The sequence below is a fragment of the Mycobacterium sp. NGS49 genome (assembly GCF_059812565.1).
In genome coordinates this window covers 1-21,832 of the sequence record NZ_JCALCX010000005.1, presented here as the reverse complement: position 1 = coordinate 21,832, position 21,832 = coordinate 1, and the positions used below count along the sequence as shown (strand labels likewise).

General features: G+C 62.3%; 12 protein-coding genes, 5 pseudogenes and 1 riboswitch. Of the genes and pseudogenes, 7 read left to right on the top strand and 10 right to left on the bottom strand.

The features are described 5' to 3' along the window. The first annotated feature begins 186 nt into the window (after positions 1-186). Together pks2 and AC5Y7D_RS06355 are read left to right on the top strand one after the other, a co-directional pair. The gene (pks2, locus tag AC5Y7D_RS06360) at positions 187-6,468 is read left to right on the top strand and encodes a sulfolipid-1 biosynthesis phthioceranic/hydroxyphthioceranic acid synthase (RefSeq protein ID WP_499922473.1); all 6,282 of its coding nucleotides are present in this window, start codon (positions 187-189) and stop codon (positions 6,466-6,468) included. A gap of 55 nt (positions 6,469-6,523) precedes the next feature. After that, the gene (locus tag AC5Y7D_RS06355; protein WP_499922472.1) at positions 6,524-7,180 is read left to right on the top strand and encodes a class I SAM-dependent methyltransferase; all 657 of its coding nucleotides are present in this window, start codon (positions 6,524-6,526) and stop codon (positions 7,178-7,180) included. 96 nt (positions 7,181-7,276) lie between these two features. Here AC5Y7D_RS06355 and AC5Y7D_RS06350 read toward each other — a convergent pair whose 3' ends face one another. From AC5Y7D_RS06350 to AC5Y7D_RS06335, 4 genes and pseudogenes are all read right to left on the bottom strand, one after another. Further along, positions 7,277-8,191 carry a glycosyltransferase family 2 protein gene (locus AC5Y7D_RS06350; RefSeq protein ID WP_499922673.1) on the bottom strand — a complete coding sequence of 305 codons (915 nt, stop codon included), beginning with the start codon at positions 8,189-8,191 and terminating at the stop codon, positions 7,277-7,279. Continuing rightward, positions 8,188-8,700, bottom strand: a complete 513-nt coding sequence (locus AC5Y7D_RS06345) for a GtrA family protein (protein ID WP_499922471.1) — start codon at positions 8,698-8,700, stop codon at positions 8,188-8,190. Before AC5Y7D_RS06345 ends, AC5Y7D_RS06350 begins: the two co-directional genes overlap by 4 nt. Before the next feature lie 10 nt (positions 8,701-8,710). Then, complete coding sequence (locus AC5Y7D_RS06340; protein WP_499922470.1) at positions 8,711-9,718, bottom strand: glycosyltransferase family 2 protein; 1,008 nt, start codon at positions 9,716-9,718, stop codon at positions 8,711-8,713. Between the two features lie 160 nt (positions 9,719-9,878). Then, positions 9,879-11,105: pseudogene (locus tag AC5Y7D_RS06335) on the bottom strand (IS3 family transposase). A gap of 335 nt (positions 11,106-11,440) precedes the next feature. Between AC5Y7D_RS06335 and AC5Y7D_RS06330 the strand changes: the two are divergent. Both AC5Y7D_RS06330 and AC5Y7D_RS06325 read left to right on the top strand, forming a co-directional pair. Beyond that, the gene (locus tag AC5Y7D_RS06330; RefSeq protein WP_499922469.1) at positions 11,441-12,187 is read left to right on the top strand and encodes a TylF/MycF/NovP-related O-methyltransferase; all 747 of its coding nucleotides are present in this window, start codon (positions 11,441-11,443) and stop codon (positions 12,185-12,187) included. A 457-nt stretch (positions 12,188-12,644) separates the two neighbouring features. Then, positions 12,645-12,815, top strand: coding sequence for a hypothetical protein (locus tag AC5Y7D_RS06325; protein ID WP_499922468.1), 171 nt, complete (start codon positions 12,645-12,647; stop codon positions 12,813-12,815). 52 nt (positions 12,816-12,867) lie between these two features. On the opposite strand, the pseudogene AC5Y7D_RS06320 reads toward AC5Y7D_RS06325, so the two are convergent. Further along, positions 12,868-13,022 (bottom strand): annotated as a pseudogene (locus AC5Y7D_RS06320) (IS1380 family transposase); the annotation flags it as partial. A 308-nt stretch (positions 13,023-13,330) separates the two neighbouring features. On the opposite strand from AC5Y7D_RS06320, the gene AC5Y7D_RS06315 reads away from it, so the two are divergent. Further along, on the top strand, positions 13,331-15,091 hold the full coding sequence (locus AC5Y7D_RS06315) for an AMP-binding protein (protein WP_499922467.1): 1,761 nt from the start codon (positions 13,331-13,333) through the stop codon (positions 15,089-15,091). Positions 15,092-15,209: 118 nt separating this feature from the next. Here AC5Y7D_RS06315 and AC5Y7D_RS06310 read toward each other — a convergent pair. From AC5Y7D_RS06310 to AC5Y7D_RS06295, 4 genes and pseudogenes are all read right to left on the bottom strand, one after another. Then, positions 15,210-15,719, bottom strand: a pseudogene (locus tag AC5Y7D_RS06310) (transposase); the annotation flags it as partial. 135 nt (positions 15,720-15,854) lie between these two features. Continuing rightward, a complete protein-coding gene (locus AC5Y7D_RS06305; RefSeq protein ID WP_499922671.1) occupies positions 15,855-16,640 on the bottom strand; it encodes a glycosyltransferase family protein in 786 nt (261 codons plus the stop codon). A 290-nt stretch (positions 16,641-16,930) separates the two neighbouring features. Continuing rightward, entirely contained in the window at positions 16,931-17,809 is an 879-nt protein-coding gene (locus AC5Y7D_RS06300; protein ID WP_499922466.1) for a glycosyltransferase family 2 protein, read from the bottom strand. Positions 17,810-18,038: 229 nt separating this feature from the next. Continuing rightward, complete coding sequence (locus AC5Y7D_RS06295) at positions 18,039-18,281, bottom strand: Rv1535 family protein (RefSeq protein ID WP_499922465.1); 243 nt, start codon at positions 18,279-18,281, stop codon at positions 18,039-18,041. Positions 18,282-18,551: 270 nt separating this feature from the next. Then, positions 18,552-18,710, bottom strand: a riboswitch (M-box (ykoK) riboswitch). Positions 18,711-19,179: 469 nt separating this feature from the next. Here AC5Y7D_RS06295 and AC5Y7D_RS06290 point away from each other — a divergent pair. Then, positions 19,180-19,523 (top strand): annotated as a pseudogene (locus tag AC5Y7D_RS06290) (IS630 family transposase); the annotation flags it as partial. 195 nt (positions 19,524-19,718) lie between these two features. Here the strand turns inward: AC5Y7D_RS06290 and AC5Y7D_RS06285 are convergent. Next, positions 19,719-20,843 carry an NAD(P)H-dependent flavin oxidoreductase gene (locus AC5Y7D_RS06285; RefSeq protein WP_499922464.1) on the bottom strand — a complete coding sequence of 375 codons (1,125 nt, stop codon included), beginning with the start codon at positions 20,841-20,843 and terminating at the stop codon, positions 19,719-19,721. A 404-nt stretch (positions 20,844-21,247) separates the two neighbouring features. Here AC5Y7D_RS06285 and AC5Y7D_RS06280 point away from each other — a divergent pair. Next, a pseudogene (locus AC5Y7D_RS06280) lies at positions 21,248-21,524 on the top strand (hypothetical protein); the annotation flags it as partial. Between the last annotated feature and the right edge of the window lie 308 nt (positions 21,525-21,832).

Genomic DNA, 21,832 nt, shown 5'->3' with positions numbered 1-21,832 from the left:
CGTACGCACCGAATCCCCCCACGCGCGCGGAGTTAACAGGCTACGGTAACGATCACCTGATTAGTAGAGGTCGGATTCGGTGAGGGGGACCGTGGCTCGGTGCGCGATGCAGCGGCATCCCCCAGCCCGGATCCAAATTTCGACGAGGTCTCCCCAGGTACGGAGATAGATGAGGTTGATGTGGCTGTGAATGACCCACTTGTGACGCCCGTTGCGGTAATCGGCATGGCATGCCGGCTTCCTGGTGGCATCGGCTCCCCTGAACAACTGTGGGAGGCGTTGCTGCGAGGCGACGATTTGGTCACCGAGATTCCCGCCGACCGCTGGGACGCGGACGAGTACTACGACCCCGAACCAGGCGTGCCCGGCCGGACGGTATGCAAGTGGGGCGCATTCCTCGAGAATGTCGGCGACTTCGATCCCCAGTTCTTCGGCATCACCGAAAAAGAAGCAACCGCGATGGATCCGCAGCATCGCTTACTTCTGGAAACTGCCTGGGAAGCCATGGAGCACGGCGGTCTGACGCCGGAAGCGATGGCTGAGTCGCTGACCGGCGTGTTCGTGGGTCTGAATCACGGTGACTACCAGTTCGTCCACGTTGACGCCAATACCTTCGACGGGCCGTATGGGAACACCGGAACGAACTCATGCTTTGCGTCGGGACGCATTTCCTACGCTCTACGGTTGCACGGGCCCGCTGTCACGGTGGACACCGCATGCTCATCCAGCATGTACGCAACCCACTTGGCCTGCCGCAGCCTGAGCGAAGGCGAAAGCGATCTGGCCTTCGCCGCAGGCGTCTACGTGATGCTGGAACCGCGCAGGTTCGCTTCGGGATCCGCCCAAAACATGTTGTCCGCCACCGGACATTGCCACGCATTCGATGTCGCGGCGGACGGGTTCGTGTCCGGCGAGGGTTCGGTGGTGCTGTTGCTCAAGCGGTTGCCGGATGCGCTACGAGACGGTGATCGGATCCTGGCCGTGCTGCGCGGCACGGCCGCCAATCAAGACGGCCACACGGTAAACATCGCGACGCCCTCACTAGAAGCGCAGTCCACGGTGTACCGCGCGGCGCTGACCGCGGCGGGGGTGGACCCCGGCAGCGTCGGCTTGGTCGAGGCGCACGGCACCGGAACCCCGGTGGGTGACCCGATCGAATTCAAGAGTCTGGCCAAGGTGTACGGCATCGATGGCCCCTGCGCGCTGACCTCCGCGAAGCCCAATTTCGGGCACATGCAAGCTGCCGCCGGGGCATTGGGATTGATGAAGTCGATTCTCGCCCTGCAGCATGGGGTCATCCCGCAGAATCTGCACTTCACCCGCCTGCCCGACGAGATGGCCCGGATCGAGACCGGACTCTTTGTGCCGCAGGAGACCACGCCGTGGCCCACGAACGGAAACCAGGTGCGACGGGCGGCCGTGTCCTCGTACGGGATATCCGGAACGAACGTACATGCCATCCTCGAACAAGCCCCTGAGACCACTACTCAAGACGAGTCGCCGTTCACCCCACCCAGCGGCGGCGAGCTGACTTTCCTACTGTCCGCGACGTCAGCCGACGGGTTGCGGCAGACGGCGAGCAAGCTAGCCGACTGGCTCGACGTGCAGGCGCCGGACTTGCCAATGTCGGATCTGGCATACACCCTCGCCCGTCGGCGGGGTCACCGCCCGGTGCGGACGACCGTGGTAGCCAGCAGTGCCCCGCGACTGTCGGCGGCGTTGCGAGAGATCGCCGAGAACGAGACTCCTTACCAGGCCGCCGTCGGGCAAGACGACCGAGGCCCGGTATGGGTGTTCTCGGGGCAGGGTTCCCAATGGGCGGCCATGGGCGCTGACTTGCTCGCCAACGAACCGGTTTTCGCTGCGACCATCGCAGAGCTGGAGCCGCTGATCGCTCGGGAGTCCGGGTTCTCGGTGACCGAAGCGATGACCGCACCGGAGACAGTGACCGGCATCGACCGGGTGCAACCGACCCTGTTTGCCATGCAAGTGGCTTTGGCTGCCACCATGAAGGCCTACGGAGTCCGCCCCGGCGCGATCATTGGGCACTCGCTCGGAGAATCCGCCGCGGCGGTCGCGGCGGGTGCGTTGTCGCTTGAAGACGGCGCAAAGGTCATTTGTCGCCGCTCCGGTTTGATGACCCGCATCTCCGGTTCGGGCGCGATGGCGTCGGTGGAACTGCCTGCCCAACAGGTGCTTTCCGAGCTGATGGCTCGCGGTATCAACGACGTCGTGGTGGCGGTGGTTGCTTCGCCGCAGTCCACCGTGATCGGCGGGGCTACCGAAAGCGTTCGCGAACTCGTCGCGGCGTGGGAGCAGCGCGAGGTGATGGCCCGAGAAGTGGCCGTCGACGTCGCATCGCACTCACCGCAAGTGGACCCGATTCTCGATGACCTATACGAGGTGCTGTCCGACATCGAGCCGCGGACGCCGGAGGTTCCCTACTATTCCGCCACCCTGTTCGACCCTCGGGACGAGCCGTACTGCGATGCCGGTTACTGGGTGGACAATCTGCGTCACACGGTGCGGTTCGGTGCGGCGGTGCAAGCCGCGCTCGAGGACGGTTACCGGGTCTTCGCGGAACTGTCGCCGCACCCACTGCTGACCCGCGCCGTCGAAAAGACGGCCGAGAGTCTGGACATACCGGTGGCAGCCTTGGCCGGAATGCGCCGCGAGCAGCCGCTGCCACACGGCCTACTTGGCTTGCTGGCGGATCTGCACAGCGCGGGCGCGGCGGTGGATTTCTCACTCCTCTTCCCCGCTGGGCGTTTGGTGGATGCGCCGCTGCCGGCTTGGACGCACCAATCGTTGTTGTTGAACCGCGCCGGCCATGACCACCAATCCCCAGGCGGCTCCTCGGTGGTCGTGCACCCGCTGCTGGGATCGCATGTGAGGTTGCCGGAGGAACCAGAGCGGCATGTGTGGGAAGGTGATGTCGGCACCGAGGCGTTGCCTTGGCTGGCCGATCACCAAATCCACGGTGCACCTGCGCTTCCCGGGGCTGCATACTGCGAGATGGCGTTGGCTGCCGCCCGCACCATCCTCGGCGAGGCCTCCGAAGTCCGCGATGTCCGCTTCGCGCAGATGCTGCTACTCGACGAAGAGACCGCCCTATCAGCAGTCGGATCCGTCAAATCGCCGGGGGTCGTCGACTTCGCAGTCGAGACCTTCCAGGAAGGTGAGGCAATCCGGCGCGGGGGGGCGGTGCTTCACGTCGCAGAAGATGAGGATCAACCACCGGCGTACGACATCCCCGGGATGTTGGCCGCCCATTCGCGCACCGAGGATGGGGACGAACTGCGGGTGCGGTTCGACGAGCGCGGCGTGCAATACGGCCCTGCCTTCAGCGGCCTGGGCGCCGCACACATTGCGGATGGGACGATCAGCTGGGTGCTGGCCAAGGTCGCACTGCCCGGCGCGCTGCGGTCACAACAGCGCGCCTACGCGATTCATCCCGCCCTACTGGATGCCTGCTTCCAGGCGGTCGGGGCTCATCCCGAGGTGCAGGTTGCGGGTAACGGCGGTCTGATGTTGCCGCTGGGTGTACGCCAGATTCGTGCCTACGCCTCTACCCACAACGCTCACTATTGCTATGCGCGGGTAACAAGTGCCGAAGCGGCCGCGGTCGAGGCTGACCTTGATGTGCTGGACGATCACGGGACCGTACTTGTGGCCGTTCGTGGACTGCAGCTCGGCACCGGGGTTTCCGAGGGGAGCAACCGCGATCGGGTACTTAGCGAGCGGCTGCTGACCATCGAATGGCAACAGCGTGAGCTGCCCGACTTAGACACGGCCGACGCCGGATCGTGGCTGCTGATCAGCACCTCCGACGCCGCCGACCTGTTGGCAACAGAGTTAACCGACGAGCTGAAGCTGCACGACGCGCAGTGCGCAACCATGAACTGGCCTGAGCACTCCGACCATGCAGCCTGCGCGGAGCGGCTACGAAACCAGCTCAACGCTGGCGGGTTCCACGGTGCGGTAATCCTCACCAGCCCGGACAGCGGCAACCGGAACGAGCAGAGCGGTGTCCAAGGTCTCGAGTGCGTGCGGCATGTGGTGCGCGTTGTTCGTGAATTGTGCGAGGTGTTGGGTGAGGCGCCCCGGTTGTGGGTGCTGACGCGGGGTGCCCAGACGGTGTTGGGGGATGAGAGCGCCAATTTGGAGCAGGCCGGGTTGCGTGGTTTGTTGCGGGTAGTGGGTGCCGAGCATCCGCATTTGCATACCACTCATATTGATATCGATGAGCACACCGTGGCCCAGCAGGTGGCGGGCCAATTGTTGTCGGGCTCAGAAGAAGATGAGACGGCGTGGCGAAACGGTGACTGGTATACGGCCCGGTTGTGCCCGACTCCGCTGCGTCCTGAAGAGCGCAAAACCACGGTGGTCGATCACGAGTCCCAGGGTATGCGCCTACAGATTCGCACCCCGGGGGATCTGCAGACGATGGAGTTTGTGGCCTTTGACCGGGTGGCCCCGGGTGCTGGGGAGATTGAAGTCGCCGTCAGTGCCTCTAGCATCAACTTCGCTGATGTGTTGGTCGCGTTCGGGCGTTACAACTCCCCAGATGGGTTGATGCCGCAGCTGGGCACCGACTTCGCTGGTGTCATCACCGCCGTCGGCCCTGATGTCAGCGGACACCAGGTCGGTGACCTGGTGGGCGGGATGTCACCGCACGGCTGCTGGGCCACGTTTGTTACCTGCGACGCCGCGCTGGCCACCCCGATTCCGCACGGCCTCAGCCCGGCCCAAGCGGCCGCGGTGACGACCGCGCACGCCACCGCCTGGTACGGCTTGCACGATTTGGCCCGCATTAAAGCCGGCGATAAGGTGCTCATCCACTCCGGAACCGGCGGGGTTGGCCAAGCTGCGATCGCGATCGCGATCGCAGCCCAAGCCGAGGTCTATGCCACCGCCGGTAGCCCGAAGCGCCGGCAAGTGCTCCACGACATGGGAATCGAGCATGTCTATGACTCCCGAAGCATCGAGTTCGCCGAACAGATCCGCCGCGATACCAACGGATACGGCGTCGATATCGTGCTTAATTCCTTGACCGGTGCCGCACAGCGCGCCGGGCTGGAATTGTTGTCCTGGGGCGGGCGCTTCGTCGAGATCGGCAAGCGCGACATCTACGGTGACACCAAAATGGGCCTGTTTCCGTTCCGGCGCAACCTGTCCTTCTACGGTGTCGACTTAGGGATGATGTCGATTACGCACCCCCAGCAGATCCGCGAGCTGTTAACCACGGTCTACGGGCTGACTGCCGAAGGTGCGCTGCCCAAGCCCCCCGCCACCCACTACCAGCTGACCGAGGCGGATACCGCGATCCGGGTGATGGGTGCTGCCGATCACACCGGCAAGCTGCTGCTCGACATCCCTCGCGCCGGGCGCAGCAGCGTGGTGCTGCCCCCCGAGCAGGTCAACGTCTTCCGTGCCGACAGCTCCTACATCATCACCGGCGGACTGGGTGGCCTCGGGCTTTTCCTGGCCGAGAAAATGGCCACCGCCGGCGCCGGCCGCATCGTACTGAGCTCTCGGTCCGCGCCCAGCCAAAAGGCGTTAGAAACCATCGAACTCATCAGCTCGATCGGCTCCGATGTGGTCGTGGAATGCGGCGACATTTCTCACGCCGCGACCGCGCAGCATCTGGTGGCCAAGGCCACCGCCACGGGACTGCCGCTACGCGGTGTACTGCACGCCGCCGCCGTGGTCGAAGATGCCACCTTGACTAACATCACCGACGAACTACTCGACCGCGACTGGGCCCCCAAGGTCTACGGCGCTTGGCACCTCCACCAAGCCACCACCGGCCAACCTCTGGACTGGTTCTGCGTCTTCTCCTCCGCAGCAGCCCTGCTGGGCTCACCCGGCCAGGGCGCCTACGCGGCCGCCAACAGCTGGCTCGATGCGTTCACCCACTGGCGAAAATCCCAACACCTTCCCGCCACCGCGATCGCCTGGGGGCCTTGGGCGGAAATCGGACGCGCCATCGCCCTCGCCGAAAGCAGCGACGCCTCCATCGCACCCGAAGAAGGCGCCTACGCTTTCCAAGCCCTCCTCCGCCACGACCGCCCCTACACGGGCTACGCCCCCATCATCGGAGCACCGTGGGTGGCTGCGTTTGCGGAACGCAGCCGATTCGCCGAGGCGTTCAAGGCCTTGGAGCAAGGCCGTTCGGGCACTAGCAAGTTCCGCAACGAGCTGGCTGCTCTGCCATTGGAGGAGTGGCCCGGCCAATTGCGGCGCCTGGTGTCTGAACAGGTCAGCTTGATCCTGAGGCGCACCATCGATCCGGACCGTCAACTCTCCGAGTACGGGCTTGATTCGCTGGGCAACCTGGAATTGCGCACCCGTGTCCAGTCGGAAACGGGGGTACGCATCAGCTCCACCGACATCACCACGGTGCGGAGTCTGGCCGATCACCTCTTCACTCAGTTGGCCCCGGAAGAGGTCACCGCGTCTTCGTGATGATCGCTGAAAGTCTTGTGGCTCAGGATGCTTCGCTATGCGGGACGAATGAGTAATGCGCATCTTGCCCGAATCGAAGAGTGTTACAGAGTATTACGGCCACAAGCGGCCAGAGATGTTGCGTTTCATACCAAATGATGCGCGACGGGTACTTGAACTCGGATGCGGCCAGGGAGTTTTCAGCGCCGAGGTCAAGAAGAGCCTAGGCGCCGAAGTTTGGGGCATCGAGTACAACGCAGAAGCGGCCGAACGTGCGGGCGCCATCCTCGACCACGTCCTAGCCGGAGACGCGAGTAAACGGATTGCGGAGCTACCTGACAACTACTTTGACGCGGTAATTTGCAACGACGTGCTGGAGCATCTGGTCGACCCACTCGACATACTGATCCGGCTTCGGTGCAAACTCAATCCCACCGGTGTCGTTGTGGCCTCAATCCCAAACATCCGTTACCTACCTGCGCTGGGAAAGGTGGTTTTCCGAAGGGACTTCCCGCAGGACGACTATGGAATTTTCGACCGCACACATCTACGCTTCTTCACCCGCCGCAGCATCGTGCGAATGTTTGAGGACGCCGGCTTCTCCATGCGGCGCATCAAAGGCATCAATCCTTTTTTGGGCCCTTTTGGCGCGCTGTTCATCATCCTGAGCGGGGGATATTTTGTAGACGGGGTGTTCCTGCAGTATGCGTGCGTGGCCTCGCCAGCAGCTTGAGGGCGTCGCGTACTGGGGGACGTTTAAGGTAGGGGACCAGCACCCGACCAGGAGAGCCGAGGACCGTAAAGCCGCACGGTGTCGTCGGGGGTGGACTTAATTCATCGGCACCTTGCGGACCGCAGCGTCGGCGCCGGTCTCGCCTTCATCATCGCGGTGGCTTTTGCCCGCAGCTGCGTCGGGGCGCATCCGCCGGCCGAGCCAGCAATAGACCGCCCGCCGGCCAAGGGCATTCGCGCGGGCTCGCGCGCTGCCGATGAGCAAGTGGCGCCGAGCGAGCGAATCGGGATGCGCGGCGGCGAACTCGCGGTGAAAGGCGATGGCCTGGTCAGCTTGCGCGCGCATCAGCTGCACACTCCACTGAGATTCGCTGACCCGGAACGTGGCGAGTGACCGCGGCACCGCGACGAGGCTCCCCCGGAGCAGCACGGCGCAGTAGGTCGCCAGGTCAATAAGGTATGGGAAGCGACCGTCCCAACCGCCTGCATCAGTCAGCGCCAGCCGCCTGAACAGCACCGCCGCTGGCTCCCCAAAAATATTCGTTCCGGCAAGCACTGTTCGCTGGATGGCCTCGGTGCCACTGACCTCACCGCGGAGTCCCGCCAACCCGCGGTTGCGCATTACCGTAGTGCCCGCGGCGTCGACGATGTCCCGGGTGCTCGCGGCCAGCACCGCAGACGGGCGCGCCTGTAGTGCCGCCAGTTGGTCTGCCAGGCTGTCGGGCGACAGCAGGTCATCGCCGCAGACCAGCTTGACGAACTCGCCCGTGGCGAGGTCAGTGACGGCGTTGAAGTTTGCCGGCGCCCCACCGCCGCGAGCCAATTGGCTCAAGCGGACCCGGGGGTCGGCAGTGAATTGCTGCAGCGCCTCCCAGGTGCCGTCGGTCGAACTGTGATCGGAAACCACTAGCTCGAAATCGGTGAACGTCTGCGCCAGGATAGATCGCATTGTCGCCTCAATGAACGCGACACTGTTATAGGTCGGAACGACTACCGATACGCGTGGCTTCACAGCGCGTTTTGCTGTTGCTTGACGAGGCTGAGTTCGGCCGGGCTGCGACCGAAAGAGAATCCGCGGTGAGCAAACCAGCTGTACATCACCGTCACCCCCGCAATCGCGAACTGTGACGCCAGCACCGGCCAACCGAACACCTCTACCAGCACCGGCAGCACGGCGAAATTGAAGGCTAAAGTTGAGAGGTTGACCAGCTCGAATCGTCCAAGATCGCGCAACACATGACCGGTTACCCGGAACACGAATCTCCGATAGAGGACGAACGCACACAGCATCGCGGCAAAATGCGCACAGACTAATGCGCTCAAATATCCGACCGCTGCTGCGGGGAAGAGCCAAAGGAACAACACGAACCAGATTGCTCCGATTGCAGTATTCATGCCACCAACGATGAGGAAGGCGACCCTCTGGTCCCGGATCAACCCAAAGAGCGGGCCAGGAGTGCCGGCCATCCCGGCTGGCGGGCGAATCTCCTTGCTATCGCCCGCGGAGGCGTCCGCACTCACAGCACTCACACTAATGCGGCGGGCGACCCGCCGCATCCAATATTGCACTGGCCGGCGTCGTGGGCACGGTGATGTGTTCGGCAGAACTCACGGTTTCGCGGATCATGTACAGCGGCCGTCCCTTGCTCTCGTCATACAGCCGCCCCAGATAGGCGCCGATGGCACCGAGCATCAGGAACTGCATACCGCTCAACAGGCCGAGCGCGGCCATCAGGGAACTCCAGCCTGGGACCGTGTGTCCTAGGACCGCGCCGACACTCGAGTATATGGCGAAGAAAAATCCAACTGCCGCCATTACCCAGCCGAGCATCATCGATGCCTTGAGCGGCGCCACCGAGAAGTTGCAGACGGCGTCGGACGCGAAACGCACCATCTTGGTGAACGGGTACTTGCTCTTCCCTGCCACCCTCGCTTTGCGATCGTAGACCAGCGGCACTTGCTTGCCGCCGATCCAGGCAACCATGCCTCGGACGAAGCGGTGGCGCTCGGGCATGGCGATCAGCAGATCGAGGACATTACGCGTGATCAAACGGAAGTCACCAGTGTCGCAAGGGATGTCAACATCGGTTACCCGGCTGAGGGTGCGGTAGAAGATGCTGGCGGAGACGCGCTTGAATACACCCTCGCCTTCGCGTTCGCGGCGCTGGCCGTAAACGACGTCGGCGCCCTGATCCATCAACGCCATCATGTCGGGCAACAGCTCGGGCGGATCTTGCAGATCGGCGTCAATGATCAGCACCCGCTCACCGCGACAGACGCCCAGTCCGGCCGACAGCGCGAGCTGATGACCGTGGTTACGCATCAAACGGACCGCGACAATGCGCGGATCCTCCGTCGCCGCCTTGGACATGACCTCCCAGGTCAGGTCACGCGACCCATCGTCGACCAGGACGATCTCGCTGGTTCCCCCCAGCGAATCCAACGTAGCCCCCACCCGACGCAGGAACTCTGGCAGCACTTCCTGCTCGTCAAAGCAAGGTGCTACAACCGAGATCGCCGGGTTACCGATCGCAGTCATGGCGCTAATCTAGTTCTTGGATTGGCTCGCCGCGGGCCTTTCGCGATATCGCTTGACGATTTCAAACAAGCTGTAACCCAATCATCGCGGCGGAACGCATCGAGCTGCACCAGCACACCAGTAAGGCCTTGCCCCCGTGTAGTGGACACGGGATTTGTGGTTAGGCGGCTTCGGGCAGCGTAGCGAGTGTCAGCGTCCTTTTGTAGGTGGCTGGGCTGGAATGACGGCAGTGGGAGTGCCGTCGTTTTGTGTTTAGCGGGTCAGCCACCGGAAGACCTCGCGGCGGCAGGCGGCCGCGTCCGGCCAGCAGGTACGGTCCCGCAGGACTTCGCGTTTGAGGCTGGGGTGGAACGATTCGGCCAACGCGTTGTCGGCACTTGACCCCACCGCTCCCATCGACTGGATGATTCCCAACTCGCCGCAGAGAGTCGCGAAATCCCTTGAGGTGTATTGACTTTTATGATCCGAGTGGAACACAGCCCCGGCCAAAGTGCTTCGCAACGCAGCCGCGGCACCCAACGCATGGGCGATGAGTTCGGTACGCATGTGGTCGGCGAGCGCCCGCCCCGCCACCCGCCGTGACGAGCAGTCGATCATCGTGGCCAGGTAGAGATTCGAACCGGCGGCCAGCGGCAGCTAGGTGATGTCCCCGACGTACTTGACGTTGATCACCGACGCCGTGAAATCCAGCTTGAGCAGATCGGACACCTTCTGGCTGGCAGGATCCGGCACGGTGGTCCTGACGCGTCGTTTGCGGCGGTGGCCGGCGATCCCGTTGGTGCGCATCACCCGCGCCACCCGCTTGCGGTTGACCCGCTCACCCTCAGGCGCGCCGTCGTTGAGTTCGGCGGTGATCCGCGGCGCCCCGTAGGTATCGTCCTCGTCGTGCACCACGCGGATACGCTCGGCCAACTCCTCATCGGCAGCAGCCCGCTCGGCACGACCTGGCGCACCCGCCAGCCAGGCGTAGAACGATGAACGCGCGATCGAGATGACCGCACACAGCCACTTCACCTCAAAGGCGTTGCAGTGGTCGGCGACGAACTGAAAGCGGCTCACCAGTTTGTCTCCCCGGCGAAATGCTTTGCCGCCGAACGCAGAATGTCCCGCTCGGTGGACAACCGAGCCTCAGTGGCGCGCAACGCCTTCACCTCGGCGCGCAGCCGGGCCAGCTCCTCCTCCGGCGTCTCAACGCCCACAGCGGGTTCAGTGACCGCCTCGCCGCGGCGGTGCCGAATCGGCACCCGGCCGACTTGCACCACGCCGACAACGTCGCCTCACTGACACCGAGCTCGGCAGCGATCTGGGTGATCGTCGCGCCCTCGGTGTCCCGGTACAGCGCGACCGCATCACACTTGAACTCATCGGGGTAATTCTTGCTTGCCATCGGGTTGGATCATCTCGCTTCCCCCAGCACATTCCAAGGATTGAGCGTGTCCAACACACGGGGGCAAGTCCCGTGCCACTTGTCGCCTGCACCGATATTGGCCTCCGGCGTTGTGCCCTTCGACAACTCGATGGGAGCCCGCCGAGGTAGTGCGGCTGGCAAATAAAATTTGGATGGCAGCCCAGGGCGCTTGGGGTGTGCCTCGGGTACGACCCAGCACCCCGCGCTCCCTGCCAACGGTCTGTCCACAGTATTGTCACCCCGTGTTGCCAGCCTGCCGGGTGGTTGTTGCACGTCGGCGAAACTGCAGCAGTGAACAAGTCAAGGGGAGACCAATGCGAAGCTTTATTCAGAATCTGCCGCACCCGATAGCCAACACGCTATTCATGGCGCGGCGGCTTAGGACCAGCTTCTATGAGGACGGGCTTTTCACCACAACTAACGCAGATTTCCGGACGACAGAAGATTTCAAGCGTGTCTACGCGGCCGCGAAGGCCACCGGATCGTTTGGCAGGTGGAGTGTCCGCTGGCGCATCCATGTCCTGTGTTGGGCCGCCCACCACGCTTCATCCATTGAAGGCGACTTCGTCGAGTGCGGGGTGGACCACGGCGGAACCGCAATGGCGGTCATCACCCACACCGACTTCGGGCGCCTCGGAAAACGCTTCTGGCTCCTTGACACATTCAAAGGATTCGATCGATCTCAACTGACGCCGGAGGAAGAAGCTCATGCAGGCTACATGGACTATTCAGACTGCTTTCAGCAGGTGAAAACCAACTTCGCCAGGATGGACTTTGTTCAGTTGGTCCGAGGCCCAGTCCCGGATACGCTCGAAGAAGTCACCAGCGATCAAATCGCGTATCTGCATCTCGACATGAATTGCACAGCGCCGGAAATCGCGGCGCTGGAGTATTTCTGGCCAAAGATCTCGCCTTTTGGCATCGTAGTCATGGACGATTACGGATGGCCGCGTCATTACCAACAGAAGATCGGGTACGACCGGTTTGCCCAAGAAAGAGGGCTTCAAATTCTACGGCTGGCGACCGGCGGGCAGGCCATCCTCATTAAGCCGCCCGGATAACTTGGCGAGCCAGGTTGAACCGGCCCGTCCTTTAGGGCTCGGCGCACCCAAGCGTAGTCACCGAAACCGTGTTAGCCGACCTGATCGACGGACCCTGGCGAACAAAAATGGCCCGGGGTCTTGGACATAGGCCCGTGGGGGCTGCGGCGCCCGCCGAACCCAACTACAAATCACGACGCATCCCATCACCGAGTTCGACCGACATCACCCTCGACGAAAGATTGAGGCTAGCCCTCGATCTGTCGCTTGGCGATGTGTAGGCCTGATCGGGTTCGGATTTTGGTGCTTTCTGAGCGATTCCTGGTCCGCGTGCGTCGTGTTCGCCCGGCCAGCGGGTTTCTGCCGGGTTCTGCTTCCCAGGGGCCTGTTGGTTCATCGTGGTAGGCCGGGCCGGTCAGTCAGGTTTTAGTCCGGCCCGCGCGGCAGCCCTAACTTTGGTTTCCCCCGGTCGTCCCGGGTGGTCGTGCAGGCCGATCATCTGGCACTAAATTGTCATCTGCATCGCCAGTTGCAATATGGCGCACAAGGTCTGGTACGGGTCGAACCCGTGGAGCAGAAGGTTGGCCAGGCTGATGGCTTTGGCGGTGCGGATGCGGTCTTCGAAGCGGGCGCCGCGGTGGCGGCGTAATTCCAGGTCGGGCACCTGGCCGCGGGGGCGTTGGTGGCAAAGACGGTCAGCCGATCTTGCCCCGATCATGGCTGGCCAGCGGTCTACGCCATGGCGCCAACGCCGACGACAGCGCGGCCATGAGACCCGTGGCCTGGGCCGTACGCGCCAACGCAACCGCACCCGCTACGACGCAACACCCGACCCGGTGGCCCACGCGCCGAACAGCGTGTACGACGATGGAGACGTATTTAGCAGATCGGTGCTCCGATTCGTGCGGATTTTCAGACTTCGGTAATCCGGATTATTCCAGTTCAAAGCTCTTTTATTCGTCAACGGCACACCACCCGAAGATGGATCACTGCGAAAGCCTGAGGCTAAACGCAGGCCGACCCCCATTGCGTCCGGTCTGGAACGTCGGGGAGATCTGGCCGCCGGAGAAGCGCCCGGTGCCGCACCTACCGGGGCCTGCGCGCACCCGCACTGGCTACGCCGGTTTGCCGTCGTGAACGGAGCCTTCAATGTAGGGTAAGCGCGTGGTTGAGTCTTCGGTTCCTGCCGTGTTGCGTGAGCGTGCCAGTCTGGTGCCTAACCAGCCCGCGTTTACTTTCATCGACTACGACCAGGACTGGGATGGCGTCGCAAAGTCGCTGACATGGTCGCAGTTGCATCGGCAAGTGCTGAACGTCGCTGAACACGTCAGGCAGCACGGGTCGACCGGTGACCGGGTGGTTATTCTGGCGCCGCAGGGGGTCGAATATGTCGTCGGCTTTCTTGGCGTGTTGCAGGCGGGAATGATCCCGGTTCCGCTTTCGGTCCCGTATGGGGGTGTCCACGATGAGCGGACCGTTTCGGTCGTGGGAGATACGTCTCCCGCCGTCATTCTCACGACATCTTCGGTGATCGACTACGTCAGTGGGTACGGGGAGGTACAGCAGCCGGGTCAATCTCCGCCTTCGATCGTCGAAGTTGACTTGCTGGACCTGGACTCCCGGCGGGGCTCCTCAAGTCGGCCGGGCTCGCGCGCAGCGAGCGATGATGGTTCGAATCCTATTTACTTGCAATACACTTCAGGATCCACGCGCACGCCGGCCGGCGTCATGATTTCGAACAAGAATCTCTTCGCCAATTTCGAGCAGATCATGGACGGTTTCTACCGAGCCTTCGGGAAGGTGGCCCCGCCCGATACCACAGTCGTGTCGTGGCTACCTTTTTATCACGACATGGGCTTAATTTTGGGAATCGTGTTGCCGGTTCTTGCGGGCATTCCAGCGGTACTCACAAGTCCGGTGGGATTCTTGCAGCGACCTGCGCGGTGGCTGCACCTGATGGGAAAAAATACGCGTGCGTTCACAGCAGCGCCGAATTTCGCTTTTGATTTGGCGGCACGGAAAACCTCAGATGAGGACATGGCTGGGGTTGATCTCGGGGGAGTGCTTCACATTCTCAATGGGAGTGAGCGGGTACAGCCCGCCACCCTCAAGCGCTTCGCTGAGCGATTCGCCCCCTTCAATCTTGACCCCGCAGTGATACGGCCTTCGTATGGAATGGCGGAGGCGACGGTGTACGTGGCAACCCGCGCGCCGAGCGAACCGCCGGAAATCGTTTCTTTCGACTCCGAGCTCCTGCCCGCCGGCGAGGCCAAGCGGTGTTCACGCGGCACGCCGCTGGTCAGTTATGGCGTTCCGGAGCAACAGACGGTGCGCATTGTGGATCCGGACACCAGGGTGGAGTGTCCAAACGGAATGGTCGGCGAGATCTGGCTACACGGCCGCAACGTTGGGCTCGGCTACTGGCAGAAGCCTGAAGTGTCAGAAAGCCTCTTCCGTGCGCAGATAGTCAATCCGTCGGACGGCACACCCGAGGGGCCTTGGTTGCGAACAGGAGATTCGGGCTTCTTCTCCGACGGAGAACTTTTCATCATCGGCCGCATCAAAGACCTTCTAATCGTTTACGGCCGCAACCATTCTCCCGATGACATCGAAGCGACGATCCAAGAGGTGACGCCCGGTCGGTGCGCGGCTATAGCCGTTCCGGATCGCGGTGCGGGTGCTGAGAAGCTGGTCGCCATCATCGAACTGAAGAAGCGGGGTGACGCGGATGAGGACGCGGCCGACAGGCTGAGTGTCGTCAAGCGCGAGGTTACCTCGGCGATATCGAAGTCGCACGGGCTCAGCGTGGCAGATCTAGTGCTGGTGTCTCCGGGATCGATCCCCATCACAACAAGCGGCAAAGTCAGACGAGCGCAGTGCGTTGAACTGTATAGACAGGACGAATTCGCCAGGATAGACGTCTAGCGTCGGCGCTTGCGGCGCATCGGTCACACTTGTGCTTGTCTGATAACGACTTGGAGGTTGTGCCTGAGGCCGGTGTGATGTGGCGGTTTCAGGTGCTCACCGAGCGACGGTGGTAGTTGACTGAAGATCTTCTATATGTTCGAACAGGCAAGCGGGGCAGGCCTTTCCAGGATGCACGTTCGATGGTCTGTGGGTTAAACGCCGGCAAATCCGGCCGTGCGGCTTCGGGATGGCCGTCGACCGTGGGCAGTTGTCGGCCAGCGCATCGATGATCCGGTCATATTGCGCGGCAACCGATTTCGGAATCGAACTGGTCGAACACCGAATGCAAAGGGTGCGCAACCCGAAGGCCGGGACGACTTGGGCGCGCTGGCCATCAGGTTGGTGGCGTAATGGGAAGGTTAGCGTCGCCAGGATGCTCCGGGCAGGGTGGCGCCAATCGCCGAGAGCAGGCCGGCGTGGGCGTCGTTAGTGAGCAAGCCGACCCCGGACAGGCCGCGGGCGGTCAGCGACTGCAGGAGTGTCAGCCAGCCCGCGCCCGCCTTCGGCGGTGGTGACGCCGATCAATAGTATCTCGCGGTAGCCTTTCGGCGTTGACCCCCACCGCGATCGGCGCGTGCACGTTGAGCGTCACCTGGACTACGTCCCACCCCAGGGATACCAGAGCCACCTAGTACGCTCAATTCCGGGTGTCCCAGCCAGCGATGTCTCAAACGTGAAGCCGGAATCAAACCCGGCGCGGTTCACATCGCCGAATAATGAATCAGTCCTCAAAACTGTGCATCGTATAGCTCATGACCGCTTCGCCCCATAACGGCCGCGACAACGTACCCGGCGGAAATTCTTTGCGCCACTTGCGGCCCTGGGTCTTGCGCATCGCCAGCTCCATTGTCAGGTTTGCACCGAGCAGGTATCGCCAGCTGCCGAAGTGATTGTTGGCGGTCCGGCGTCCAAAGTGATTGATGTAGGCCATCTCTGTGGTGTACAAGCCGAAGCCAGCCTTCTTCGCGCGGAGCTCGAGGTCAAAGTCGACGCCCCACCCGTAGCGGCCAAACGTGCGTAAGTCCATCCCACCGATAACCTGCCAGCACTCACGCGACAGCATCAGAGCTGTGCCCTCTACGACATGCACTGCCCGGTACTGTGTTCGCGGAATGTAGTTTTCGGCTTCTGGTTTCGGGTCAGCCTCTGCACAAGGAAACCCATAATCAAACATCGGCCCGACGATTCCCGCGTCGGCGGGCAGTCGCGGATCGAGCAAGCCGGTCACAAATCCCTTGGAGATGCGAGTGTCGTTATTCAGTGTCATCGCATGGGAATAACCTTCCGAGAACGCGATTCGGAATCCGAGGTCGCTCCCCCCGGCCCAGCCGAGGTTCTCGCCGGGTGTGATGACACGTTCATTGCTGACCCTGGGATAGTCGCCCCGGTTGTCGACAATCAAGTACTCGGCGCCCTCGCGATCCAAATCACCGACGAGGGCGTGTGTGTACTCATGCTGGCCGAACACCGGGACCGTAATCAATACGGACATGAGATGACCGTACACCGGGCAGCACCCACCCCACGGCGATTCTGGCGAGGGGGCCAGTGGGCTCGCGGCCAGCGTCTGACACTGCAGTCCCTTGCCGGCGCGGGCCTGCCGTCGCGTCGGTGAGACGACCCCGAGCTTGTCCACGACGACAATAATTGGTCACCACCCGCGCGAAACTTTGCCAGAAATACAACTTCGCCGGGAATTTATCGGCCATCATCAAGCGAAATTATTTTACGCACAAACATTTTCGGCGCCGCTCAGCTTATCTTCCATACCATTGAGGTACCGTGCGGCAAGAGGCCTTACTCATGCCTGCTACTCCTCAAATCAGGTCGACGCTTCAACAACCTCTGTCTATCGAACTGCTGTGGTTCTCCGAGAATCTGAATCTGGTGAATGGCTTGTTTAACAGAATCCTTTAAGTCCAATCCATGAGAGTGATGAACGGTCATTGCCGGTTCCTGTACAACGTCATACCCATTTTGCAGCATGGACTTCGCGAGCGCTGTATCTTCGCCGCCCGCTTGATAGCGATCATCGAAACCGCCGAGTTCTTCCCATGCCGGTTTGGCAATCATCGCGTTAGTCGCGCTGAGAACGCCGGGACTAACTTTCTTGGTCCGCCGCGTCGGCCTGGCCAGCCACACGTTCATGCCAGTCGCCGCCCCCCATCGTTCAACGAACGAAGCACCTTCATTGGGCAAGGTCACACCGTATGCGCCTGCGACATCCTCGTTGTGATGAAAGTGTCGAGCGCCCGCGTGCAGGTTGTAGGCGCTGGCAAACCTGGTGTGCGCGACAGTCACGTAGACCACATCGTGACTGGCCGCCGCCACGCCTAAATTCAGCGATTTGGGGTACGTAAACTCAATCTGCGGCAGATTTACTATTTCTGCTCCGTAATGTTTTGCAACCTCGGGGCTTCTGTCGCTCGACCCACTATCAACGACTATCACCTCGATCTCGCTGCTATAGATCTGCTTGTCTAAGTCCTCAAAAAACTGCTCTAACTTGACAGCTTCGTTATACGATCGCACAACCACACTGAGACGCGGGTCGTTAGCCGGGTCATCTACCAATGTCTCATGATTGCGTTTATTCAGCAGCCTGGTGGTCAGCGAATTGCGAAAAGGTACCAAATCTAGCAAGTCAGGATGCAGCAAATAGATGTCCTCGGCCATGGACAACACTCTAGGGTGAAGGCTTTACTCAAGCAACGTAGCTTCCCCGCCGGGCGGGCCGCAATGCGATGCCTCGGTCTAGACCAATTGCTGCGGCGCCGGCCAGGCTGGGCGGAGCCACGTTTGCGACGTTTGCCTCAAGCGGCCGGACTCGGCCGCGTCGGTAATCCAGCTCCAAGGGGGCCGGACGCACTAATCCGCTGAGGGGCGATTGCTCAGAATCCGTTGGCTAAACCTGGATTTCGAGCACACCAATGCGCCAGAGTGCGGCGTACATGTGACGCATTGGGATGCTCAGCAAGCGAGCGACCCCGTCAACCAGCGGATCCCCCCCGGCGCCGATGTGCTGGCCACAAGTCCGGCGCGTCGCCCTCTTGGGCGCGAGGGCCGCAATGGGGGTGTCGTCGCGCACTACGTGCAGGTGGGGCGCGGAAATTACGGTTACTACTTCGTCGTGCATGGCAGCGGTCATGATCGCCTCCTAGACCCAATCGAGCGAGGATGTGTGGACTGACGTGATCTCGTCCGGTCCGGTTGCGATCTAGGTACGCTATATTGCTCGACGATCAGTTGAGAACGTCGCGCCAGAGACCGGAAAGGGACGAAACCAAGCCCGGATATCGCTCCGGACTATCATCGGAACTCATGCGTCCCTCACCTCCTCACGGTCACGACGCGTGCGCGCATCCGCACGATTGGCCTACTCCACGGAGCGCGGAGATGCCGACTACCCGCCGGAAATCCCACACCCCACCCGTCAGAGGTTTGGCACTACACGACAACGTCCGATAAACCGGAAGCAACCTGGGCTCGACCCTCAAGCCGGGAAGAGCTGTCCTGACCCGACGTTCGGGGACAGCGGCCGATGTTCGTGCAGCCGCCTCACTTAACGAGGTGCTTACTCGAACGATGATGCACGACCCACCCGACTCGGTCAACTGACGGACCCCCGGTTCCCGAATCTTTATGCTTTCACTACGCGCACTCACAACTTTCGCCCAGCTTCGAGCGCCCTGAGCTGTGCAAATGGGGTCTTATCAGCAAGCGCCCAGCGCACTTATTTGCGCTATAGACGCGCCATGGGTGTCTTCCGCAGCCCGCAGCGCTGGCGAGAATGTGTCCCAGCCGCCCGCGCGCGATCGGCTCGCGGATGACGCCAACCCTGCCGCCCGCGGGAGCCGAACGTTGGGTGACTGTCCGAGGAGATGTCTTCGATCGCGGTGCGGTGAAAGCCCTTGCGGGCGAGCATTTTTGCCGCGGCCATGAGGCTCAGGTTTCGATTGCCGATCGTCGAGACCCGCTAGTGTCCTGCGTCATTTATTCCGATCAGGTTGTGAGACTGAGCTGTACCCAATCCGCGGGCTGTAGAGATTGTGTGGACCGGTGACGAACGAGCCGAGTTGAAAGGGGTGGGCGCCGCGCCGCAATAGTGCGGCGGAGTTGGCGATGCGCTCGCAAGCCTGTTGGCGGCAGCCGATGGTGGTTCCAATGCCGAGTTTCCCAATGTCTGGGCTCAGCGATTGGTACGCCACGGCGCTGGCGTAACCGGTCCGCCAAAAACCGACTCGATGGGCCGGGGGATGAGCCGCGGCGAGGCCCGACACGGGTGGTGGGCGATGCGGTGATCAACGAGTTGATCACCGCGACGCAGGACAGCACGCGCAAGGCTGCCACCCATTTGTCAACACGGCCGATGGTCGATCACCTGGGGCTGTGGTAGTCGATGGTGTCCGGGGGTCCGGGCGTGCAACGCACCAACAAGCTACGCCGTGCATCCACACTTCGGTGCGTCAACTCCAGAAGACATTCGGGCCTGGATTGACCCCTAGAACGACAACCCGCGCCCCTACGTGTGGACCAAGCCCGCCGACCAAATCCTGGCTAACGAAGGGCAACTACTGCACCACAATTAATGACTCAAGGCACCTAGCTGCCCGATGGTGTCGATGAACTCCTCGACCATATCGAGTATCACCGCGCGCGCCGGCCGCACGCGGTCGAGTGAACCGACAACCTGGCCGACGAAGTAGGTCGCGAGCTCGCAAGCCTTCGCGCCGGGCTGACTGGCGGCCTGATTGATGCGTAGCTGTGAGTCGCCGGTCAGCGCCGTCTGCAGCGGCATGCCGAGCGGGTCGGGAGTGTCGGGGCGCTCCCACTCGTCGGTCCACGCCGTGCGCAGCATGCGCGCGGGTTTGCCGGTCAGCGACCGCGATCGCACGGTGTCCGACGACGTGGCGGCCAGAAACTTGTCTTTGACCACCGCGGGCGTTTCGGCTTCTTCGGTGGTCAACCACACCGACCCGCACCACACGCCCTCGGCGCCCAAGGCCACTGCCGCCGCAATCTGGCGACCGCGGGCGATTCCGCCGGCGGCCAACACGGGAATTGGATCGACGGCATCTACGATTTCTGGGACCAAGACCATGGTCGCCACCTCGCCCGTGTGGCCACCGGCCTCGGTGCCCTGCGCGACGATCATGTCCACGCCTGCGGCGGCGTGCCGTCGCGCGTGTTGCGTGGTGCCCGCCAGGGCGGCCACCAGCACATCCTGATTGTGCGCGCGCTCGACAAGGTCGCGCGGCGGCGAACCCAGCGCACTGGCGATGAGCCGGATCCGGTGGGAGAAGGCTACGTCCAGCAGCGGCTCGTAGCCCCCGGGCGAGATGTTGAGTCTACTCGGGGACCTCGGCCGATGTTGTTCGGCAGGCTGTGCGATGCCGTAGCGAACCAGCAAGTCGTCGACGAACGCGCGGTGCTCTTCGGGGAGCAGCTCCTGGACCTGTCCTGCGTCAATCCCACCTTGCTCCGCGCCGACATACTTGGGCGGCAACAGCAAGTCCACTCCAAAGGGCTTGCCGCCGGTTCGCTCCTCGATCCAGGCCAGCTCGCTTTCCAGTCGCTTGGGGCTGTGCGCGACGGCGCCGAGGATGCCGAATCCGCCTGCGTTGGTCACCGCGGCAACCACATCGCGGCAGTGGCTGAAAGCGCAGATGGGAAACTCAACACCGAGCATCTCGGCGACTCTGGTTCGCATTTCGCCGACGCTATGAGCAGCTCATTGATATGTCAATGAGATGCCTTGCCGATCACACGTGGATGGTCGCCGACCTGCCAGCAGCTAGGACAAACGCCACCCGGTGCTAGACGAAATGAGACCGCAAACAACTCTTTTCACGGGTGACATCGTGACGGGCGCCGCCGGCGCGGCCCGTGCATGGAACCGCCAGTGCAGCGAACTGGTGCACCGCAGCAACAACGCATTCAGGGCAATCCAAGCGGTTTCGAACTCGTGCCGCAATATCGCGAGGCCAAAAGGCATGGGCCCCAACTGCACACAGGCTCTAAGTATTCGGAGCAGGCGCAATACACTGAAGCGCCTGTAAGTATTTTGCAGAGCCATGATCAGAACTTGTAAATGACCCTCTGAATCGCCCGGAAATCTTCGAGGCTCCTGACCTTGGAAACGAGGATGCAGATGCGCCGAAGGAACAGTCGCCGGGTAAGCCCACGGCGCGTCGATATATCTCTGATGAGAAAGCTGCTGCGATGCGCATGGTGCGCGCCCATGGGTATGCGCCCGGTATCTCCACCGCGGAGTCGGCGCGGGTCAAGGCGCTCGGGCACAAGATACGAGAACTCAAGCGTGTCAATGAGATTCTGCCGCGAGCGGCCATTGTTTCGGCGCGGAGCTCGACCGCCAACACAAGAAGTAGTCACTTCATCGACACCTATTGCGAGGAGTTCGGGGTTGAGCACATCTGACCGTTCCGCGCAGGGCAGGCGTGTCGATGGCTCCGAATACCTAGTGGGAGAGGCGGGCCAATCCCGACACGCCGGGCTGGCAGAGTTCACTGACCAAGCACCGACCCCGGCGCAGTCTGACCGAGAGCCGCCAGCAGGTGGTCAGTGCAGTTGGGTCCACGGAAGCCGTCGTGAGATCTCGTATTTGTAGACGGTGACCCTGCCGGTCCTCCGGGAGGCAAGTGATCGGATTGTGCGATGCCGCGCCACCGAGCGTTATCC